Here is a 15,743-nt window from a genome sequence, read left to right as displayed (position 1 = left end):
TTTAAACAAGTTGCAAAGTACGAAGTACTTGCTCTAATGCTTGATGGTGTTCTTTAGATAAGCTTGTCAAGGGTAACCGCAATTCATCCCTTATCAAGCCCATTTTGCTTAGTGCCCATTTTACAGGTATAGGATTGGATTCCACGAACAATAACTCATGGAGTTTCATTAATTGTTCATTGATCCGTAAACACCCGGCATGATCATCATCCAAAGCTGCATCACATAATTTTGCCATCTGTCTTGGCGCCACATTCGCTGTGACCGAGATAACTCCTTTCGCTCCAGCTAACAACCACTGAGCCGCAGTCAAATCATCGCCACTATACACATCCATACTTTCTTGTGATGTACGCAATATCTGTTGCAAACGAGCCATTTGCCCTGTGGCCTCTTTAATGCCTACGATATTGGAAATTTTTGCAAGCCTTGCTACCGTTTCAGGCAACATATCACAAGCAGTTCGGCTTGGTACATTATAAAGAATAATCGGCATTGCCACGGCATGAGCAATTGCACTGTAATGTTGATAAAGCCCTTCTTGTGTCGGCTTAATGTAAGCAGGGGTCATAATAAGAGCTGCATGTGCACCACATTCCATAGCCTCTCGCGTTAATTCAATGCAATCTTTAGTGGAATTCATCGCTGTTCCGGCAATAACAGGAAGACGCTCTCGCACCTGCTCTACCACTGTTTTGATAACAAAAAGTTTTTCGTGATGAGAAAGAGTACCTGCTTCTCCAGTAGTTCCTGCAGGGACGATGGCATGGGTACCTGCAGCAATATGAAACTCCACTAGTTCGCGTAAGCGCGGTTCATCCACTTGACCATCCTGCATTGGGGTGACCAACGCAACTATACTCCCTCGAAACATTACACCCTCTTTTTTTGAAACGATAAGCCAATACTACTGGGGGATGAATAATTTCTCAACTTAAATTTATTCTCGTCCGCTTACCAAAGTCTATAACCCAGTTCCCACAAGGGTTTATGAGTCTACCTAGCTACATTACGCAATAAAATTGCGTTTTTATTAATCATTTTGTTTATTTTTGTACTATTATGTTTTTTGAGGGAAATAAACAATACTAACAAAAGGAAAATAACCATGAAAAAAACAATCGCTTATTTCGCTTTTGCAGGTCTCTCTGCACTCACCTTATGTTCTTGCACCAATACCCAAGTAGGAACTGTTGCCGGCGGTGCTGCTGGCGCAGGAATAGGCTATGCCGTAGGTAGAGGGGGCGGCGCAGTAGTTGGCGGCGGTTTGGGTGCCTTAGTTGGTAATCAAATCGGCCAAGCCCAAGATAGAAGATATTGGAGAAATGCGGCCTGGGGTAATGGTTACTGGCGAAATGGCGTTTATTATTACTACTAACTGTTGAAGTTAGTATGACCCTGATTTTGCTTTGCTTGCCTCATCTGAAAAGCAAAATCAGGGTTTTGTCATTTCAACAACGAGTTATTTCACAAAAACAAGAGGTTGCTTAAGTTACAGTGGAATTTGATACAGGATAAAGCAAAATAGAAAACGCACTGCTATACTGCTAAAACAATAACATAACAGGGACTGTGAATCATGCGATTAAAAGACAAAGTTGCCATAGTAACAGGCGCTGCCAGTGGAATCGGGAAAGAAATTGCTCTGCTTTACGCAAGCGAAGGTGCAAAAGTGGCTATTGCTGATCTCAATCTTCAACAAGCCCAACTCGTCGCCGACGAAATTAAGGAAAAAAAAGGCCAAGCAATGGCTGTGGAAATGAATGTGATTGACGAAGATCAGGTTAATACCGGCGTTGATGCCGTAGCCAAACAATTTGGTGGTATCGATGTTCTTGTCAGTAATGCAGGAATCCAAATTATTGATCCCATCGATCAATTAGCCTACGCCGATTGGAAAAAACTCATAGCCATCCATTTAGACGGTGCATTCCTCACCACAAAAGCCTGCTTAAAACACATGTACGCCGCTAAGAAAGGGGGAAGCATTATCTACATGGGTTCTGTTCACTCCAAAGAAGCCTCTAAATTAAAAGCGCCTTATGTGACTGCAAAGCATGGCTTGTTAGGCTTGTGCAAGGTTGTTGCTAAAGAGGCAGCTGAATACGGCATTCATGCCAATGTCATTTGTCCTGGTTTTGTGCGCACGCCATTGGTGGACAAGCAAATACCCGAACAAGCGAAAGAGCTGGGTATTAGTGAGGATGATGTTATCAAGAAAGTGATGCTTAAAGACACGGTCGATGGCAAATTCACCACGGTAGAAGACGTGGCTCAAACTGCTCTATTTTTTGCGGCCTTTCCATCCAATGCATTGACGGGACAATCCTTAGTGGTTAGTCATGGGTGGTTCATGGAATAGATATAAAGAATACCATCGCTTTAGCATCTGGATAGGAGAATTTAAAATGGATGAAGCACAAATAAAGAAAAACGCTTTTGCAATGCCTTTCACTAGTCCTGCTTACCCTCGCGGCCCCTATTATTTTAAGAACCGGGAATATTTTATCATTACATATGAAACAGACATGGATGCTCTAAAAGAGGTTGTACCTGCTCCATTAGAAGTCGTAGAACCGTTGGTCAATTTTGAAGTCATTCGCATGCCGGATTCAACTGGATTTGGTGATTACACGGAATCGGGTCAGGTTATACCGGTTCGTTATAAAGGAAAAGCTGGCTCTTACACGCATGCGATGTATTTAGATGACATGCCTCCTATCTCTGGAGGACGGGAAATTTGGGGCTTTCCCAAAAAATTAGCCCAACCTCGATTGTGTATAGAAAAAGAAACCTTAGTCGGTATCTTGGACTATGGAAGCTGTAGGGTTGCGACAGCGACTATGGGGTTTAAGTATCAACAATTGGATCCCGAGGCTATTAAAAAATCAATGATGACGCCCTCTTACCTTTTAAAAATAATTCCCCATGTGGATGGGACCACTCGCATTTGCGAACTCGTTGAATACCAACTGGAAAATGTCGAAATCAAAGGAGCATGGACCGGGCCCGCACGATTGGATTTGCATTATCATGCTTTGGCACAACTTGCTCGGTTACCTGTAAAAAAGGTGGTAAAAGCGGTGCATGTACTCACCGATTTAATATTGCCCTATGGTCGTGTAGTTCACGATTATCTTAAGACCCCCTAAAAATTTAGGGGTCTACCGATCGTCTAATACATCGCTTCTATAGGGATATAAAACACTTATTTTGCTTGGTTCAGTTGTCATTTTATTGTCTGTTTTTGGTGGGTTTGCTTTTAAGAGACTATTTGGCGCTATTGTTTAACCGTTGAATTCTTAATCATCACGGTAAGCACCTACAAATCGCATCTACCGCCATTATTTAGCTTCCCTATTCTGCTATTTTTTCATCAGAGGGAGCAGATGTGAAGTTTAGAAGAGCTAAGAGAAGTTCGAAGATAAAGAAGGCTACGAAAGAGGGCTACGAAAGAAGAAAACGAGTCTATCTCGAGCACTGGCAATCTTCTAATCAAAGCCAGCATTTGTTGATGACAGGCGCGCATTAAACACATACGTTTGCGGTTAACATGTAAACCATGCCACCATAAATTATCACTCAATCTCCGTCACCCTTAACGGATGACGAAGATGAACCTTATCCACATCAATTTTAGATCATCACCAGTCAACTCAGTTGCTTTGTGATTTCTCTTTAGCCCCTAGGATGATCGCTAGACGTTAAAGCTAGATGATAGTTTGCCCGCTTGGCTTGTCATTGTGATCTTTTATACACCCTAGGTAAATCATCTTCAGCTTGGCACACCGATGAAGGATTAAACCCACCAAAAAATCGAAATATCCGCCCCACAATGCTTTGATCAGTTTCTGCAGATTGTCGATACAGAGGTAAGAGATGTATTTGAGGAGTTACCTCTTCCAAAATTTGCTGTGGTGATTGGACAACACGATTCACTGAGGCTAATGGTTCACTCCTATTGTGTTGAAATTGCTGCATTTGAAGAGATTGACCTGGCTGTCTAACATTTTCTTGGGGGATTGCTGTTTTCTCTTTATTAGTAGTTTCTCTATTAATAACCTCTGGTACTTCCTGAGATATATTGACTTCTGGGCGGACAGAAACTTCTTCTACATCCGCCTTTTCACTACTCATCTCACCAGGAATATTAGCAGGAATTTTTTCTTCATTAAGTTGCTTGTAATTGGTTTGGTCAAGCGAGGTATATTCATATTGAATGAAAATTTCCTCCAGTTGCACCGAACTTAAACTATTTTGAAACTCAGCATAAAAAGATTTTTTTACATCATCTTTAATTGTATTTAAGATTAAATCAGGAATATCCCAAGTTGGCAATTCGTCGGCTGTTTTTAAGTTATCAATTTGGGTAATCAACTCAGCTTTATGTGGAGAGTTTTGAATAAAAGCAACTACCCTTTCTTTTACTAAGGCTTTTAGTTTTTCACCGGCTGTTTCTTTTGTAATATAAATGATTTCCACATCTGCATGCATTCCACCATTTAATGTATCTGTTAATTTGTTGATTGTTCCGCCGGCGCAAATAGACTTATCCTCTCCCCCCATATCTTTGCCGGTTAAATCCAAATTGTAACCTCGTTGAATTTCATACAAATGTTTAACAAAACTTTCTTCAGCAGTTTGTCTATCACATTTCAGGGCTCCGGTTTTCTCATCATGCATCCCCTCCCAAATCAGCGCCAAAATATGCTTTATTGTTAAATTTGACCCTGATTCCTTATTATCAAAAAGAGTATCCATGCGCCTTATAAAGCGAATCGCGGCTTTGCGCTCGAGCTCTGATGTGTTCGGTAAAGTTTGAGCGTTGATTTTTTTGGAAAATTCTTTAATAGCCTCAATATTATTATTAATATTTATTTGAGGATAACGACAGCCTAAGCGCTGCAGTGACTCGGTAACCGACTTATGCACGCTCGCTGTATGAGTACTTTGACCACCATTAATGTTAACTGGGGCATTTACGAGTGTGGCTGTGACAGCAGTAGGTCCTAACGGCTGCATCGTTGGCTGCGGCCGCATCATTCTTGCTCCCATAATTTCATTATACTCGGAAGCAAACGTCAATGGCTCTTGAAAAGTATAGCGGCTTTCATCCTCTAAACTGCGGAAACTTAATATCTGGTAATTGTTATTATCCAGAAGCTCATAACTGACTATAATGTGTTTAATTCTGGCAAGCTGTGTCCAACCTAATAATACTTCTAAAACATCATGCTCCTGCTCAAAATCTACACTACCATTATGAGAAAAATGACCAGCACGAAGTCGCTGAGCTATATTTTCGTATGTTAGTCTTATTGTCCGATAATTAGGATTTGATATTGCTACTGCTGTATATCTTGGCACGTTAATTCCACCCTGATTGATTAATAGTCAATCAATCTTAAGGGTGTTAAATTAAAGCTCTTTTAACTAGAAAGGAAAATCTGGAATGAATTCAATTCGCTTTTGGCATAACCCTTCGTGCGAAACTTAGGAGGTACTTATTACCTCGTTGCTTGGAAAAATAGTTTATGCCAATGTTTTGGCATTATCACAATCGAATGTCTGCTTAGATGCTTAGTCAGTTTGATTTTTTAGGCATTCAAACTAACCACAGGAGCACATGCTTCAGTTGTCATAGAAAAAGAAGTGTAAGAAAATGTATTAAAAACAAATAGGAATAACTCAGTGAAAACAAGATCCGTTTATATCGCAGGAGGCATTCGGACCCCGTTTGTCAAATCAATGTCCACTTACAAGGATATATCCACCCAGGACCTGATGATTACCTCTTTGCAACAGCTAGTCAAAACGATGCATCTTGAGGGAAGAAGGGTTGGTGATGTGGGTCTTGGCGCGGTAATGAATAGCTCTTTTAATTGGAATTTAGCTCGCGAATGCGTTCTCGGCTCAGATCTTGACCCTCATACCCCAGGATATACTTTACAAAGAGCTTGTGGCACCAGTTTAGAAACCACCTTACAAATCGCATTAAAAATTGCCAACTATCAGATCGAGGATGGCATTGCGGGAGGAGTGGATTCAAACAGTGACCTACCTGTCATGTTTCGACGTGCTTTTACGCAAAAATTACTTGCTTTACATCATGCAAATCATTTTTTGACAAAATTAAAACGATTCCTTTCTTTTCGACCCAGCGATTTTAAACCAGAGTTTCCTGCTGTTGTGGAACCCAGAACAGGCTTATCCATGGGGCAGCACACTGAGAAAATGGTTAAGGAATGGGGTATCACACGACAAGCGCAAGATGAATTGGCTTTTTTAAGTCATCAAAATGGGGTTAAAGCATACGAAGAAGGTTTTTACGATGATCTGGTTTGCGAATTTTCTGGCTTGAGACGTGATAGCATTTTACGTAAAGACACGACTCTGGAAAAATTAGCTAAATTAAAACCGGCTTTTGATTTGAGTGGTTCAGGCTCTTTAACAGCTGGCAACAGCACCCCCCTCACGGATGGATCTTCTGCCGTTTATTTACTTTGCGAAGAGACAGCAAAAAAATATAACTCCCCTCTCCTTGCCCGTTTTGTCGATGCTCAAGTCGCAGCGGTAGATTATGTTCATGGCGAAGGTTTACTGATGGCACCCACTATTGCAGTGAATGAATTATTAAAACGCAATAAGCTATCGCTGCAAGATTTCGATTTTTATGAAATTCATGAAGCGTTTGCAGGTCAGGTGCTTTGTACTTTGAAAGCGTGGGAATCGGAGGAATATTGTAAACGGGTACTCCAGCGAACGACCGCACTGGGAGCCATTGATCGAACAAAAATGAACATTAAAGGCGGAAGCCTAGCTTTGGGGCATCCCTTTGCCGCAACGGGTTCTCGCATCGTTGCGAGTCTTGCAAAGATGTTATCCCTACAAGGCAATGGTCGAGGGTTAATTTCCATTTGTACCGCAGGTGGTATGGGTATAGCCGCAATTTTAGAAGCGGCTTAAGCGCAGCATTCTTAAAGGTGAAGCAAACTATTGCATTGCGCAAAATAGGAAACACTGACCCCGACGTTAGAAGTTTGGTATCGTGTAACTTTGTTCATCTTTTGACTCAAGTTTTCTTTTTTTAGTGGGTCTTTGCAACGTTTCGTCTTCTTTTTTCTTCCAAGCGAGATCCACACAGGGACCGGTATTTTTTCCATCAGGAAGAGTAACCCCTGTACAAGCAGCCCAATGAATTTTTCGATTAGGAAATCGTTGAATGACTGTGGATAAAGAAAAATAATTTTTCTTTTTTGAAACTTGGCTCATATCAAAAACCACGGTTCCTGTTTCAGGTTCAATGACTCTTGGATGAGGTAATTTATGGCAATCCACCAAAGTAAAATCAGGAACAGTTCGGTAACTTCCAGTGGCGCTGTAAAAAAACATTGGCGAATATCCCTCTTCTTCTTTTTTTTCACGTAAATTACGAACAATTACTTTATCAGGGTTAAATTGTTGGTTCTCAATATCAACCCCCAGGCTTTGGCTTAATAACCCACCTAACCCTGAATAAACCACCACTTCTGTTTGCGAACCATATTGTGATAAGTCAATGGGCTTATGCCAACTATAAGAAGTACCATGCCCTGAACAAACCAATTCGACATTCTCTCGCTTACTCATTTGTTGTAAAAAATCAGCTAAGTAAGTATCTTTTTCAAGTTCACTTTTAAACACAGTGAGTGTTTCCCGGAACGGATCTAATGAGGAAGAATAAGAGGCAATGGCCGTATTCACTAAACGATACATTTCTCTTATCTGCCAATGTGAGCACTCGTAAGCCAAAATTGGATGGGGTGCCACCATTAATAACTCTTCCACTTTATGCATGTAATAATCAGCGGTTTGATCTTGCTCTAATAGTAAATGCATTGAGGTATCCACATCCTTATAATAGCGGTATTGCAGTTTACTAGAAGGATCTGATTCACTATTAAAAATAGCTAATAGTGCATGGACATAGTGATTCAATTTCATTGCTAATCAAGATAAAGACGAGTGGGAAAATAATTATAATGGTATTAGATTAAGAAATTATTAACCCATTTGTGTTTTTTAAGAAAAATTTGATCATATAACAAACAAATTATGAGGTTTGAATGGGTTAAAAACAGAGGCCGAGCTACCCTGGAACGGATACATCACCAGAAAAAATATGCGTCTGAGTTTCAGCACTATCAAGCGCTAAATCGCTATTGGACTTGCTACAAAAGAAAGAGAAACTGGAAAAACAGCTGGGGTGTAGCCGATTTAATTCCGCATTAATTAAGCGATTGAATTCGACCTGGGTTGCAGTTCCTCCCAAAAGTCCTCTGATTTTACGGATTATCCATAGACGACTTCTCAGTTGACGAATAAACTGCAATTCAGGAGCAGGCGGAGTGTTATGACCATTTAAAGCCTCTTTCATTTCCAACAGCATTTTTTCATATTGAGGATTATTTTTTTGTGTTTTAATGAACTGCTTGAGACAAACAATAGCAATCTCTTTTTTCATTTTAAGGCTTAGGCTGTAATCCTCGCTTATCCCTTGCATTACTTCCAAGAACGCCTGACTTGAATGAGCGATACCTGCCTTATTAATATGGATTGTTTTCAAACTGTAAGACTTAATTTGTGCCTTTTTACACCTATTAAGCAGACGGTAAGAGTTAGTTTTTTCGACTCCTTTCTCTAAGAGCGATTGAATAATGAAGTACGGATCTTTTCTTGCATCCCTTGTGGAATGAGGTTCTGTGTTCTTCATCATTGCAACTGCTACATCAAGAGGTTTCTCACCCCTGGCGTTAGGCACTTCAGCAAATTGACTAAACGCTTCCCATGTTTCGTGATTACGATAATCACCTAACCGTATGGCGATATGCAAGGGTGTATCGCCTTTAAAAAATCCTCTTTCACTGAAAGACTGGTAACGATCCATACTAGAAGTAAGCTCGTTTTGCAAAGATTCATCATTCATTCCCTCAAGAATTTCTTGTTGCATTGCCGTGATCGCCTGCGGATCCATCGTACGTACAAAGGTGCGAAATTCCGGGATAGTAAAAAGAACCGCTCTTAATTTAGCTTGCCTGGAGACTAGTGCATGAGTAATTAAGGCGATTTGAGCTCTACCATCACTCTTGTTTTTATCAAACACCTGACTTAATTCCTTTTCAATAACGGTTTTGGGAATCAAGATGTGTTTATAAAACTCCCGCCATTTCGCTTGCTGAAATTCAATATCGTCCCCCAGTTCAGTAAACGCCTGAATTTCTCTAGCACTCGAATACATTTTGTTATCAATGGGATTAGCAAGAAAACGTAAGGAAGTGGGCCAATAATAATTTTGTGAATCAACAAGCTTCGGAAAAGAAAGAAGATCGCGCTTTGTTACATCAAAAGCATGATCACCATGCCGCCAATTGACAATTCGCGAGCTACAGCGTGACATTACGCTATCAGCCATCATGAGATCATTATCAATTTTAAAAAAAACAACAACTATTCTTGCCCTTCCATCTTTCCCTATTTTTTTTACGAGATAAAAACCAAAATTCCCCTTATGGAGGTCGTCTTCTTCTAATGTGTAAGAGCTGGTCAATACACTCGCTAACGAATTCATATCGAAATCAATTTCCTTCCTTTTTCTCGCTTCCCACAATACACCGAAAAAACCTGGAGGATATTGATCAAAAAAAGAAATTGGAATGTCTTTCGCTTTCTTCACTGTTCTAGAAATAATGGTATACCCTTCCTTGTATCTATGACGTTTGTCTGCACGATGAGGTTTGATGTTCCTTCGGATTTCTGCAAAATTCCCTAAACCTTCGCGTCTTTCAGCAGCATAAGCAAAATGTTCTGCTGCCAACCCAACAACCTGCTGACGATGATTTTTTACTAAAAATTGTTTTGGGGTTAAATGAGGCCGTAAAAACCGGCTTGCTATTGCAGTAAAACCGGCTTCAAAATACGAAAATTGGGGATCATTGTATTTATTTTTTTTAAAAATAATTCTTAATGCTTTGCCCTCTTCATAATAATACTTAGCATTTTTATAGACAGTATGACCTATATGAGTCAATTGCCCAAGAGCGATTTTGTTGTAGTCGTAAAAAAAGCTCATAATTAATAATATAACCGCTAAATATAACCCTAAATGTTCACAAGTTTATCAAATTGGTAATTATCTTCAACAATTACAAAAATTTATTTTATTCCAATCAAGAAAATAAAAATCCATTATGGTCTAATATTATACAATAAAAACGATTATAAGTAATCGCTTGGTTAGGAGAAAAGAATGAAAAATAACGATGAAGCTTTATCAATTAGCAATCCTCGCTTACTTTCAGCAGTCTATTTTGGTTTACTGGCCATTGTTGCCACAGTTATTTTTGATGTTATTTTTTATGCGGTCGGGGTAGAGCAAATTTTACCTACGTTTCAAGCGATATTACTGGCAGTCGTTCTCGCAAGCTGCTTTGGCGCACTTTTTGGAGAACGCATTATTTACTGTCAAAAACCTTACCGACGCAGGGCTTTTTTGTGGGGTTTCCTTATGGTGCTAGCCGCCCTGCCCATTTATGCATTAATTTTTTTCTATTTGTTTAAGGAGCATCATCCCCAAGCCTTTGCCGATTTGGGGGTTGGTAATTTATTCATTACCTATCTGTTTATCTTACTCTACAGTTTTCTTGTCGCTGGTTTATGGTTGGCCATCGCAGCAGGCATAGCAGCAATGTATTTACGAGGGCACCTTGTTTACGACATACTACACTCTAAATCTCAGAAATTAAAACCAGTAACAAAAGTGTATACTAATGAGCCACATGATGAAGGAAAATCCAAGCCCAAAGAACAAAACGGGGAGCACATTATCCATTAGACTTTGAAAGAAGCCTAGTTAAGTGATTGAAAATAATGACGACAGATCCTAATAATCCACACGACTCCTTTAGCCCTCGCTTTGCTGGAGCCATTTTTTTTGCAATTTATGCTTTGTTGTTTACGCTATTTACAAAGTACACTTTACTTTCGTTGCGGGATAAAGCACTTTTGCCTCTTTTACCCTCTATTTTCATTGCTTTAATCATCGGCGCCCTCATCGGGGCTTTATTGGGTAAAGCTTTAGCCAAAAACGGGCATTGGTTCCGTCCATTCCTCATTGGTATTTTGCTTGCCTGCCTTGCCTTAATCTTTGGTAGTCTCTTTGTTTTAATGTATTATTATTCCACCGATCCGCTCTTCTCCAACCACTTACAGCATTGGAACGATTATTTTGTTGTGTATGGTGCCATACTCGTTTCACTCATTCTCACAATAGGGACCTGGTTTATCCCGCTCACTGGCTTCATTGCCATTTATTTTAATAAACATTTTTTGCCCGGTTTAATTGCCGCTGACAAACAACGCATGCAAACTGAAGAACAAACTAAGACATCTGATACATCAAATGATCAATAACAAAGCACACTTGTTTACCCTGATGCGAGAGGGGGCAACGATTATTACGCCAAATAATCGATTAAGCCAGGAATTAATTAGCCGTTTTTTTAGTACCCAAGGCAATCCCGTACAAGATAAACCGCGTTGCTTCCCTTATGCTGCCTTTTTGCGAACCCAATTTAAAAAACTATGCCATGCCTATCCTACGATTTCACATCCTACTCTGTTATCCGTGTCACAATGTGATTACCTTTGGCGACAACTTCTTGGAAAAGACGTTTATCTTGTTAACGATGGTTTATTACAAGCCGTAGTCGAAGCTTGGACTCGTTGCCATTTATGGCAACTTGATTTCACGCATCCGGCCTTTACATCCACACCACAAACACGCCAATTTCAGCAATGGGCTATGGTGCTACTGCAAACGCTGAAAAAAATTAAAGCCATTACCGAGGTGCAATTAGTCAATTACTTATTATCACAAAAAAAATATGCCCATCCAGAAGTTTTAGTGTGGGCTTGTTTTGATGACTATACACCACAGCAACAGGCGTTACAGCACTATTTCATTGGAGAAAACTGCCCACTTTATCATTATGACTTAGAGACTCAATCCAATACCGCTCATTTGTATGCGGCTAAAGACGAAACGGATGAATATCAACAATTACTTCACTGGATTACAGAACGACTCGCTCAAGGAGAAAAGCGTATCGCTGTTGTCGTCCCTGATCTCAAAACCCAATCGAAGCGTTTGCAACGACTTCTGCAGCAACAACTCTCACCAGAACAGTTCAACATTTCTTTTGGGCAATCTTTAGCGGAATACCCTCTGGTTGCTCATGCTCTATGTTGGCTAGAACTTGACAATTACCAATTTAGTGTTGAGCAAGCCCGACTTCTGCTGCACTCCTCCTATCTCGGCTATGCACAGACAGAAATGCAGGCTCGTGCTCAACTAATGGAAGAAAGTCAGGTATTACAAGAACCTTATTTTGAGCAATCTGCCTGGCTTAAAGAGCTCGATCGGCTCACTCCTAAGCTGGCCGAACTCATCAGAGGGATAACGACATACCCTGAAAAAAATTCGCCCTCCGATTGGGTCATTACTTTTAAAAAGCGCTTAGCCGGTTTAGGCTTTCCCGGCGAGTACCCTTTAAATTCGGCCAATTACCAATGTTATCAACGGTTTTTATCGTTATTCGATGAATTTAAAGCACTTCATTTTCTCACGATGGAAATGACAACGACTGAAGCCCTTTCTGCGTTAGTGCATTTGGCCCAATCAACCATTTTTCAACCTAAAAAAATGGAAGCGACTGTACAAATTCTTGGACTATTGGAAGCCTCAGGATGCACCTTTAATAGCCTGTGGGTTACTGGTCTCACCGATCAATCTTTACCACAGAATGCGAGACTTTCTGCCTACATTCCTGTGTCACTGCAACGTGAAAAACGTATGCCGTACGCTTGCCCCGAGCGCGAGTTACAATTGGCCGAAAAGACATTAAAACGTTTTACCAACAGCAGTAATTCGGTGGTTTACAGCTACCCTCAATTCAGTGATGATAAACCGAATCTACCCAGCCCTTTAATCGCCCATTTACCTTCGCTTTCTGCAGCTGAAATTTCCAAACCAGTAACCCATTCACTTTTAGTGCATTTTACTGAAAGTTACCAAATTCCGTTGGCTGCTAATGAAAAGGCAACAGGAGGTACTGCTATTTTAGCGAATCAAGCAAAATGCCCTTTTCGTGCTTTCGCTGAACATCGCTTACACGCTAAAACTGCTCTCGAAACCTCAGAGGGACCTGATGCTAAAGAGCGAGGACAGATTATCCATAAGATCATGGAATTATTATGGCAGACTTTAAAAACACAAAAAGCCCTTCTTGAACTCAATGAAGAAGAATTAGCAATCTGCATTGAACAAGCTATTCAACAGGCATTAGAACCTGTAATTGCTAAACGAAACCACTCTTTCTCAGCCCTCTTTCAAGAAGTTGAATTTTCAAGGCTAAAGCGACTAGTTTATGCGTGTTTGCACTGGGAGCGACTACGTCCCGCTTTCGAGGTCGAAGCGCTGGAACAAGAATTCATGATTCATTTATCAGGAATGGATTTTCGCGTGCGCGTTGATAGACTCGACAAGGTTGAACAGGACAAAAAATGGGTTATCGATTACAAAAGCAGCTTTCCCCAAACACTTCCTTGGAAAGAGGAGCGTCCCAAAGAACCTCAGTTATTACTTTATGCCTTATTGGATGAAACCATCAATGGACTCTTATTGGCTCAATTAAAAGCAGGTCAGTTTAACTGTAAAGGTTTGAGTGAAAACAATCACTCTCTACCCGGTTTAACAGCCATTAAAAAAGATGAAAACTGGGCTGAGTACAGGATATATTGGCGAAATCAATTGCAACAATTAGCAGAGGAATTCAACCAAGGATATTGCCCACCTCAACCCGTGAGTGCCTCTATTTGCCAGCAATGCCATTTTCAGAATTTGTGCCGGTTTGAGACCTCATCCTGAAAGATTGATCGGTTTTTTTATTGAGAAATAAAGAGAGCACGGCTATCCTGATAGCATCAAATTATAAAAAGGGATCAGGATGAATATATTGATTGCTGGGGCCTCTGGATTTATTGGCCATCATTTAATTGATGCCCTTCGATTAACGCATACGATCACTGTCGTTGGTCGAGACGAAGCAAAACTACAAAAACACTTTCCTAAGAAAATGAAAATTTGCTCTTGGAAAAAGCTAACTGATTTGGATGCGCACTCTTACGATGCGATCATTAATCTCAGCGGCCACAACATTGGTGAATCACGTTGGAATGAGAAGATCAAACGACAACTGATTGATTCTCGAGTCAATACGACAACTGACTTAATTAACTGGGCCATTGAGCAAAAAGCAAAGCCCCATTTTTATTGCGCAAATGCAGTAGGCATTTATGGAATGCAGAAAAATGAGGATCCTCAGGCGTTTGATGAAAATAGTCCAATAAACTTTAGCGAACCTTGCGACTTTCTCAGCGAGATAGGAATACGTTGGCAAAATGCACTCCAACCTGCCATCGATTATGGCATGCAAGTGACCATCACTCGTTTTGGGGTAGTCTTAAAAAGAGGCGAAGGAATGCTTAAAAAGCTGGTTCCTAGTTTTTATGTGGGGTTAGGTGCTATTTTGGGCGATGGTAAGCAAATGATTTCATGGGTTCATGTCGATGATGTCGTGGGCGCTTATTTATTTTTATTGGATAATCCCGAGTTGACCGGTCCCTTCAATGTGACAGCTCCCATTCCAGTGAGTCAAGCACAATTTGCGCATACATTAGCTAAAGCCATGCATCGTCCTTTATTCTTAAAAATTCCTCCTGCTGTTATACGCACTGTGTTCGGTGAAATGGGCGAATGCTTATTACTTAAAGGACAGCGCGTCGTGCCCAAGCGGCTTGTGGATGCAGGATATCAATTTCACTATCCCGAATTAACTATCGCTTTGAATCATGAATTTCAATCATAGGGAAACAGCGTAGCCAAGGCCTAACCTACATTGAACTTTGAGCCAACCTACTATTGGCAGGTCAATGCAGAAGCTTCCCCAGGTTGATGAAAATCTAACTCACTTTCTTCACTTAATCGATGCGCAAGAGGAGTGGGATTCATAAAATTAACGAATTCCGTAATTTCAGTGAGTTGCCGATCACGGCAAAACCTGTAATCACCATAAATATCACCCGCAGCTGAATTTGCTACAATAATGCCAAAAAGGATAATACTCACGCCCAACATAGCCATGAGGCCCAAAGCCACCCCAAAAGCAAAAAATCCCCAGGGGCTCAATACTAAAGCAGCTCCACAGGCGATCAAATCTATCGCTGCCCATGTAATCAATCCACCTCCAATTGCAAAGGCCACACCTGTAGCACAGTGAAGTGAATCAATTACCATATTTAACCCAGCTATCGTGTAATTAAAATTTTTATTTTCCTGTCCTGTTTTTACCAGAAATTCCACTTTCCTGAAAAATGAGGAGTAATCGTCAGACGATGTAGGATTTTTTAGCACACGTATACCATCGAGTAGGATTTGTGTATAGTCTTCTTCTCTTTCATATTGATTAAGTCGGTTTAGTTCAGCAAGACTTTTTAAAAATCGTCTACCTTTTATCACAATCTCTTTTTTTCGTGTGGCAGACACGGTAAGGTAATTTCGCTGGAGAAATGATATTTGCAAATATCGATTTAACTCCCTCTCAAATTGTTCTTCCGCTTCATCAAAAGATATCATTTTTCCTACTCAA

At 40.4% G+C, this 15,743-nt stretch carries 13 protein-coding genes; 8 read left to right on the top strand and 5 right to left on the bottom strand.

Features of this window, described 5'->3' with window-relative positions; genetic code table 11:
• Position 1: 1 nt before the first annotated feature.
• The gene (dapA, locus tag B5D33_RS08590) at positions 2-874 is read right to left on the bottom strand and encodes a 4-hydroxy-tetrahydrodipicolinate synthase (RefSeq protein WP_058451179.1); all 873 of its coding nucleotides are present in this window, start codon (positions 872-874) and stop codon (positions 2-4) included.
• 234 nt (positions 875-1,108) lie between these two features.
• Here dapA and B5D33_RS08585 point away from each other — a divergent pair, with 234 nt between their 5' ends.
• The 3 genes from B5D33_RS08585 to B5D33_RS08575 all read left to right on the top strand — a co-directional run bounded on the left by B5D33_RS08585 (position 1,109) and on the right by B5D33_RS08575 (position 3,152).
• Complete coding sequence (locus B5D33_RS08585) at positions 1,109-1,378, top strand: glycine zipper domain-containing protein (RefSeq protein ID WP_058451180.1); 270 nt, start codon at positions 1,109-1,111, stop codon at positions 1,376-1,378.
• A gap of 201 nt (positions 1,379-1,579) precedes the next feature.
• Positions 1,580-2,362, top strand: a complete 783-nt coding sequence (locus B5D33_RS08580; protein ID WP_058451181.1) for a 3-hydroxybutyrate dehydrogenase — start codon at positions 1,580-1,582, stop codon at positions 2,360-2,362.
• A gap of 46 nt (positions 2,363-2,408) precedes the next feature.
• Complete coding sequence (locus B5D33_RS08575; protein WP_058451182.1) at positions 2,409-3,152, top strand: acetoacetate decarboxylase; 744 nt, start codon at positions 2,409-2,411, stop codon at positions 3,150-3,152.
• Positions 3,153-3,738: 586 nt separating this feature from the next.
• Here B5D33_RS08575 and B5D33_RS08570 read toward each other — a convergent pair.
• Entirely contained in the window at positions 3,739-5,367 is a 1,629-nt protein-coding gene (locus B5D33_RS08570) for a hypothetical protein (RefSeq protein WP_058451183.1), read from the bottom strand.
• A gap of 324 nt (positions 5,368-5,691) precedes the next feature.
• Here B5D33_RS08570 and B5D33_RS08565 point away from each other — a divergent pair, with 324 nt between their 5' ends.
• Positions 5,692-6,966 carry an acetyl-CoA C-acetyltransferase gene (locus B5D33_RS08565; protein ID WP_078767390.1) on the top strand — a complete coding sequence of 425 codons (1,275 nt, stop codon included), beginning with the start codon at positions 5,692-5,694 and terminating at the stop codon, positions 6,964-6,966.
• Positions 6,967-7,032: 66 nt separating this feature from the next.
• Here the strand turns inward: B5D33_RS08565 and B5D33_RS08560 are convergent, their stop codons facing one another.
• Together B5D33_RS08560 and ankK are read right to left on the bottom strand one after the other, a co-directional pair.
• Positions 7,033-7,983 (bottom strand): DUF6863 domain-containing protein, encoded by a 951-nt coding sequence (locus B5D33_RS08560; protein ID WP_058451185.1) that lies wholly within the window; start codon positions 7,981-7,983, stop codon positions 7,033-7,035.
• A gap of 145 nt (positions 7,984-8,128) precedes the next feature.
• Complete coding sequence (gene ankK, locus B5D33_RS08555) at positions 8,129-10,108, bottom strand: Dot/Icm T4SS effector AnkK/LegA5 (RefSeq protein WP_058451186.1); 1,980 nt, start codon at positions 10,106-10,108, stop codon at positions 8,129-8,131.
• A gap of 177 nt (positions 10,109-10,285) precedes the next feature.
• On the opposite strand from ankK, the gene B5D33_RS08550 reads away from it, so the two are divergent.
• The 4 genes from B5D33_RS08550 (at position 10,286) to B5D33_RS08535 (ending at position 14,963) form a co-directional block, all read left to right on the top strand.
• Positions 10,286-10,870 carry a hypothetical protein gene (locus B5D33_RS08550; protein WP_058451187.1) on the top strand — a complete coding sequence of 195 codons (585 nt, stop codon included), beginning with the start codon at positions 10,286-10,288 and terminating at the stop codon, positions 10,868-10,870.
• Between the two features lie 35 nt (positions 10,871-10,905).
• Positions 10,906-11,448 carry a hypothetical protein gene (locus tag B5D33_RS08545; protein ID WP_058451188.1) on the top strand — a complete coding sequence of 181 codons (543 nt, stop codon included), beginning with the start codon at positions 10,906-10,908 and terminating at the stop codon, positions 11,446-11,448.
• A complete protein-coding gene (locus B5D33_RS08540; protein ID WP_058451189.1) occupies positions 11,438-13,963 on the top strand; it encodes a PD-(D/E)XK nuclease family protein in 2,526 nt (841 codons plus the stop codon). The genes B5D33_RS08545 and B5D33_RS08540 overlap by 11 nt, the downstream gene beginning before the upstream one ends.
• Positions 13,964-14,042: 79 nt before the next feature.
• Positions 14,043-14,963 (top strand): TIGR01777 family oxidoreductase, encoded by a 921-nt coding sequence (locus B5D33_RS08535; protein WP_058451190.1) that lies wholly within the window; start codon positions 14,043-14,045, stop codon positions 14,961-14,963.
• A gap of 50 nt (positions 14,964-15,013) precedes the next feature.
• Here B5D33_RS08535 and B5D33_RS08530 read toward each other — a convergent pair whose 3' ends face one another.
• The gene (locus B5D33_RS08530) at positions 15,014-15,730 is read right to left on the bottom strand and encodes a hypothetical protein (protein ID WP_058451191.1); all 717 of its coding nucleotides are present in this window, start codon (positions 15,728-15,730) and stop codon (positions 15,014-15,016) included.
• Positions 15,731-15,743: the final 13 nt, after the last annotated feature.

The sequence above is a fragment of the Legionella maceachernii genome (assembly GCF_900167045.1).
Taxonomy (GTDB): Bacteria; Pseudomonadota; Gammaproteobacteria; order Legionellales; family Legionellaceae; genus Tatlockia; species Tatlockia maceachernii.
This window is presented reverse-complemented; position numbering and strand designations above follow the sequence as displayed.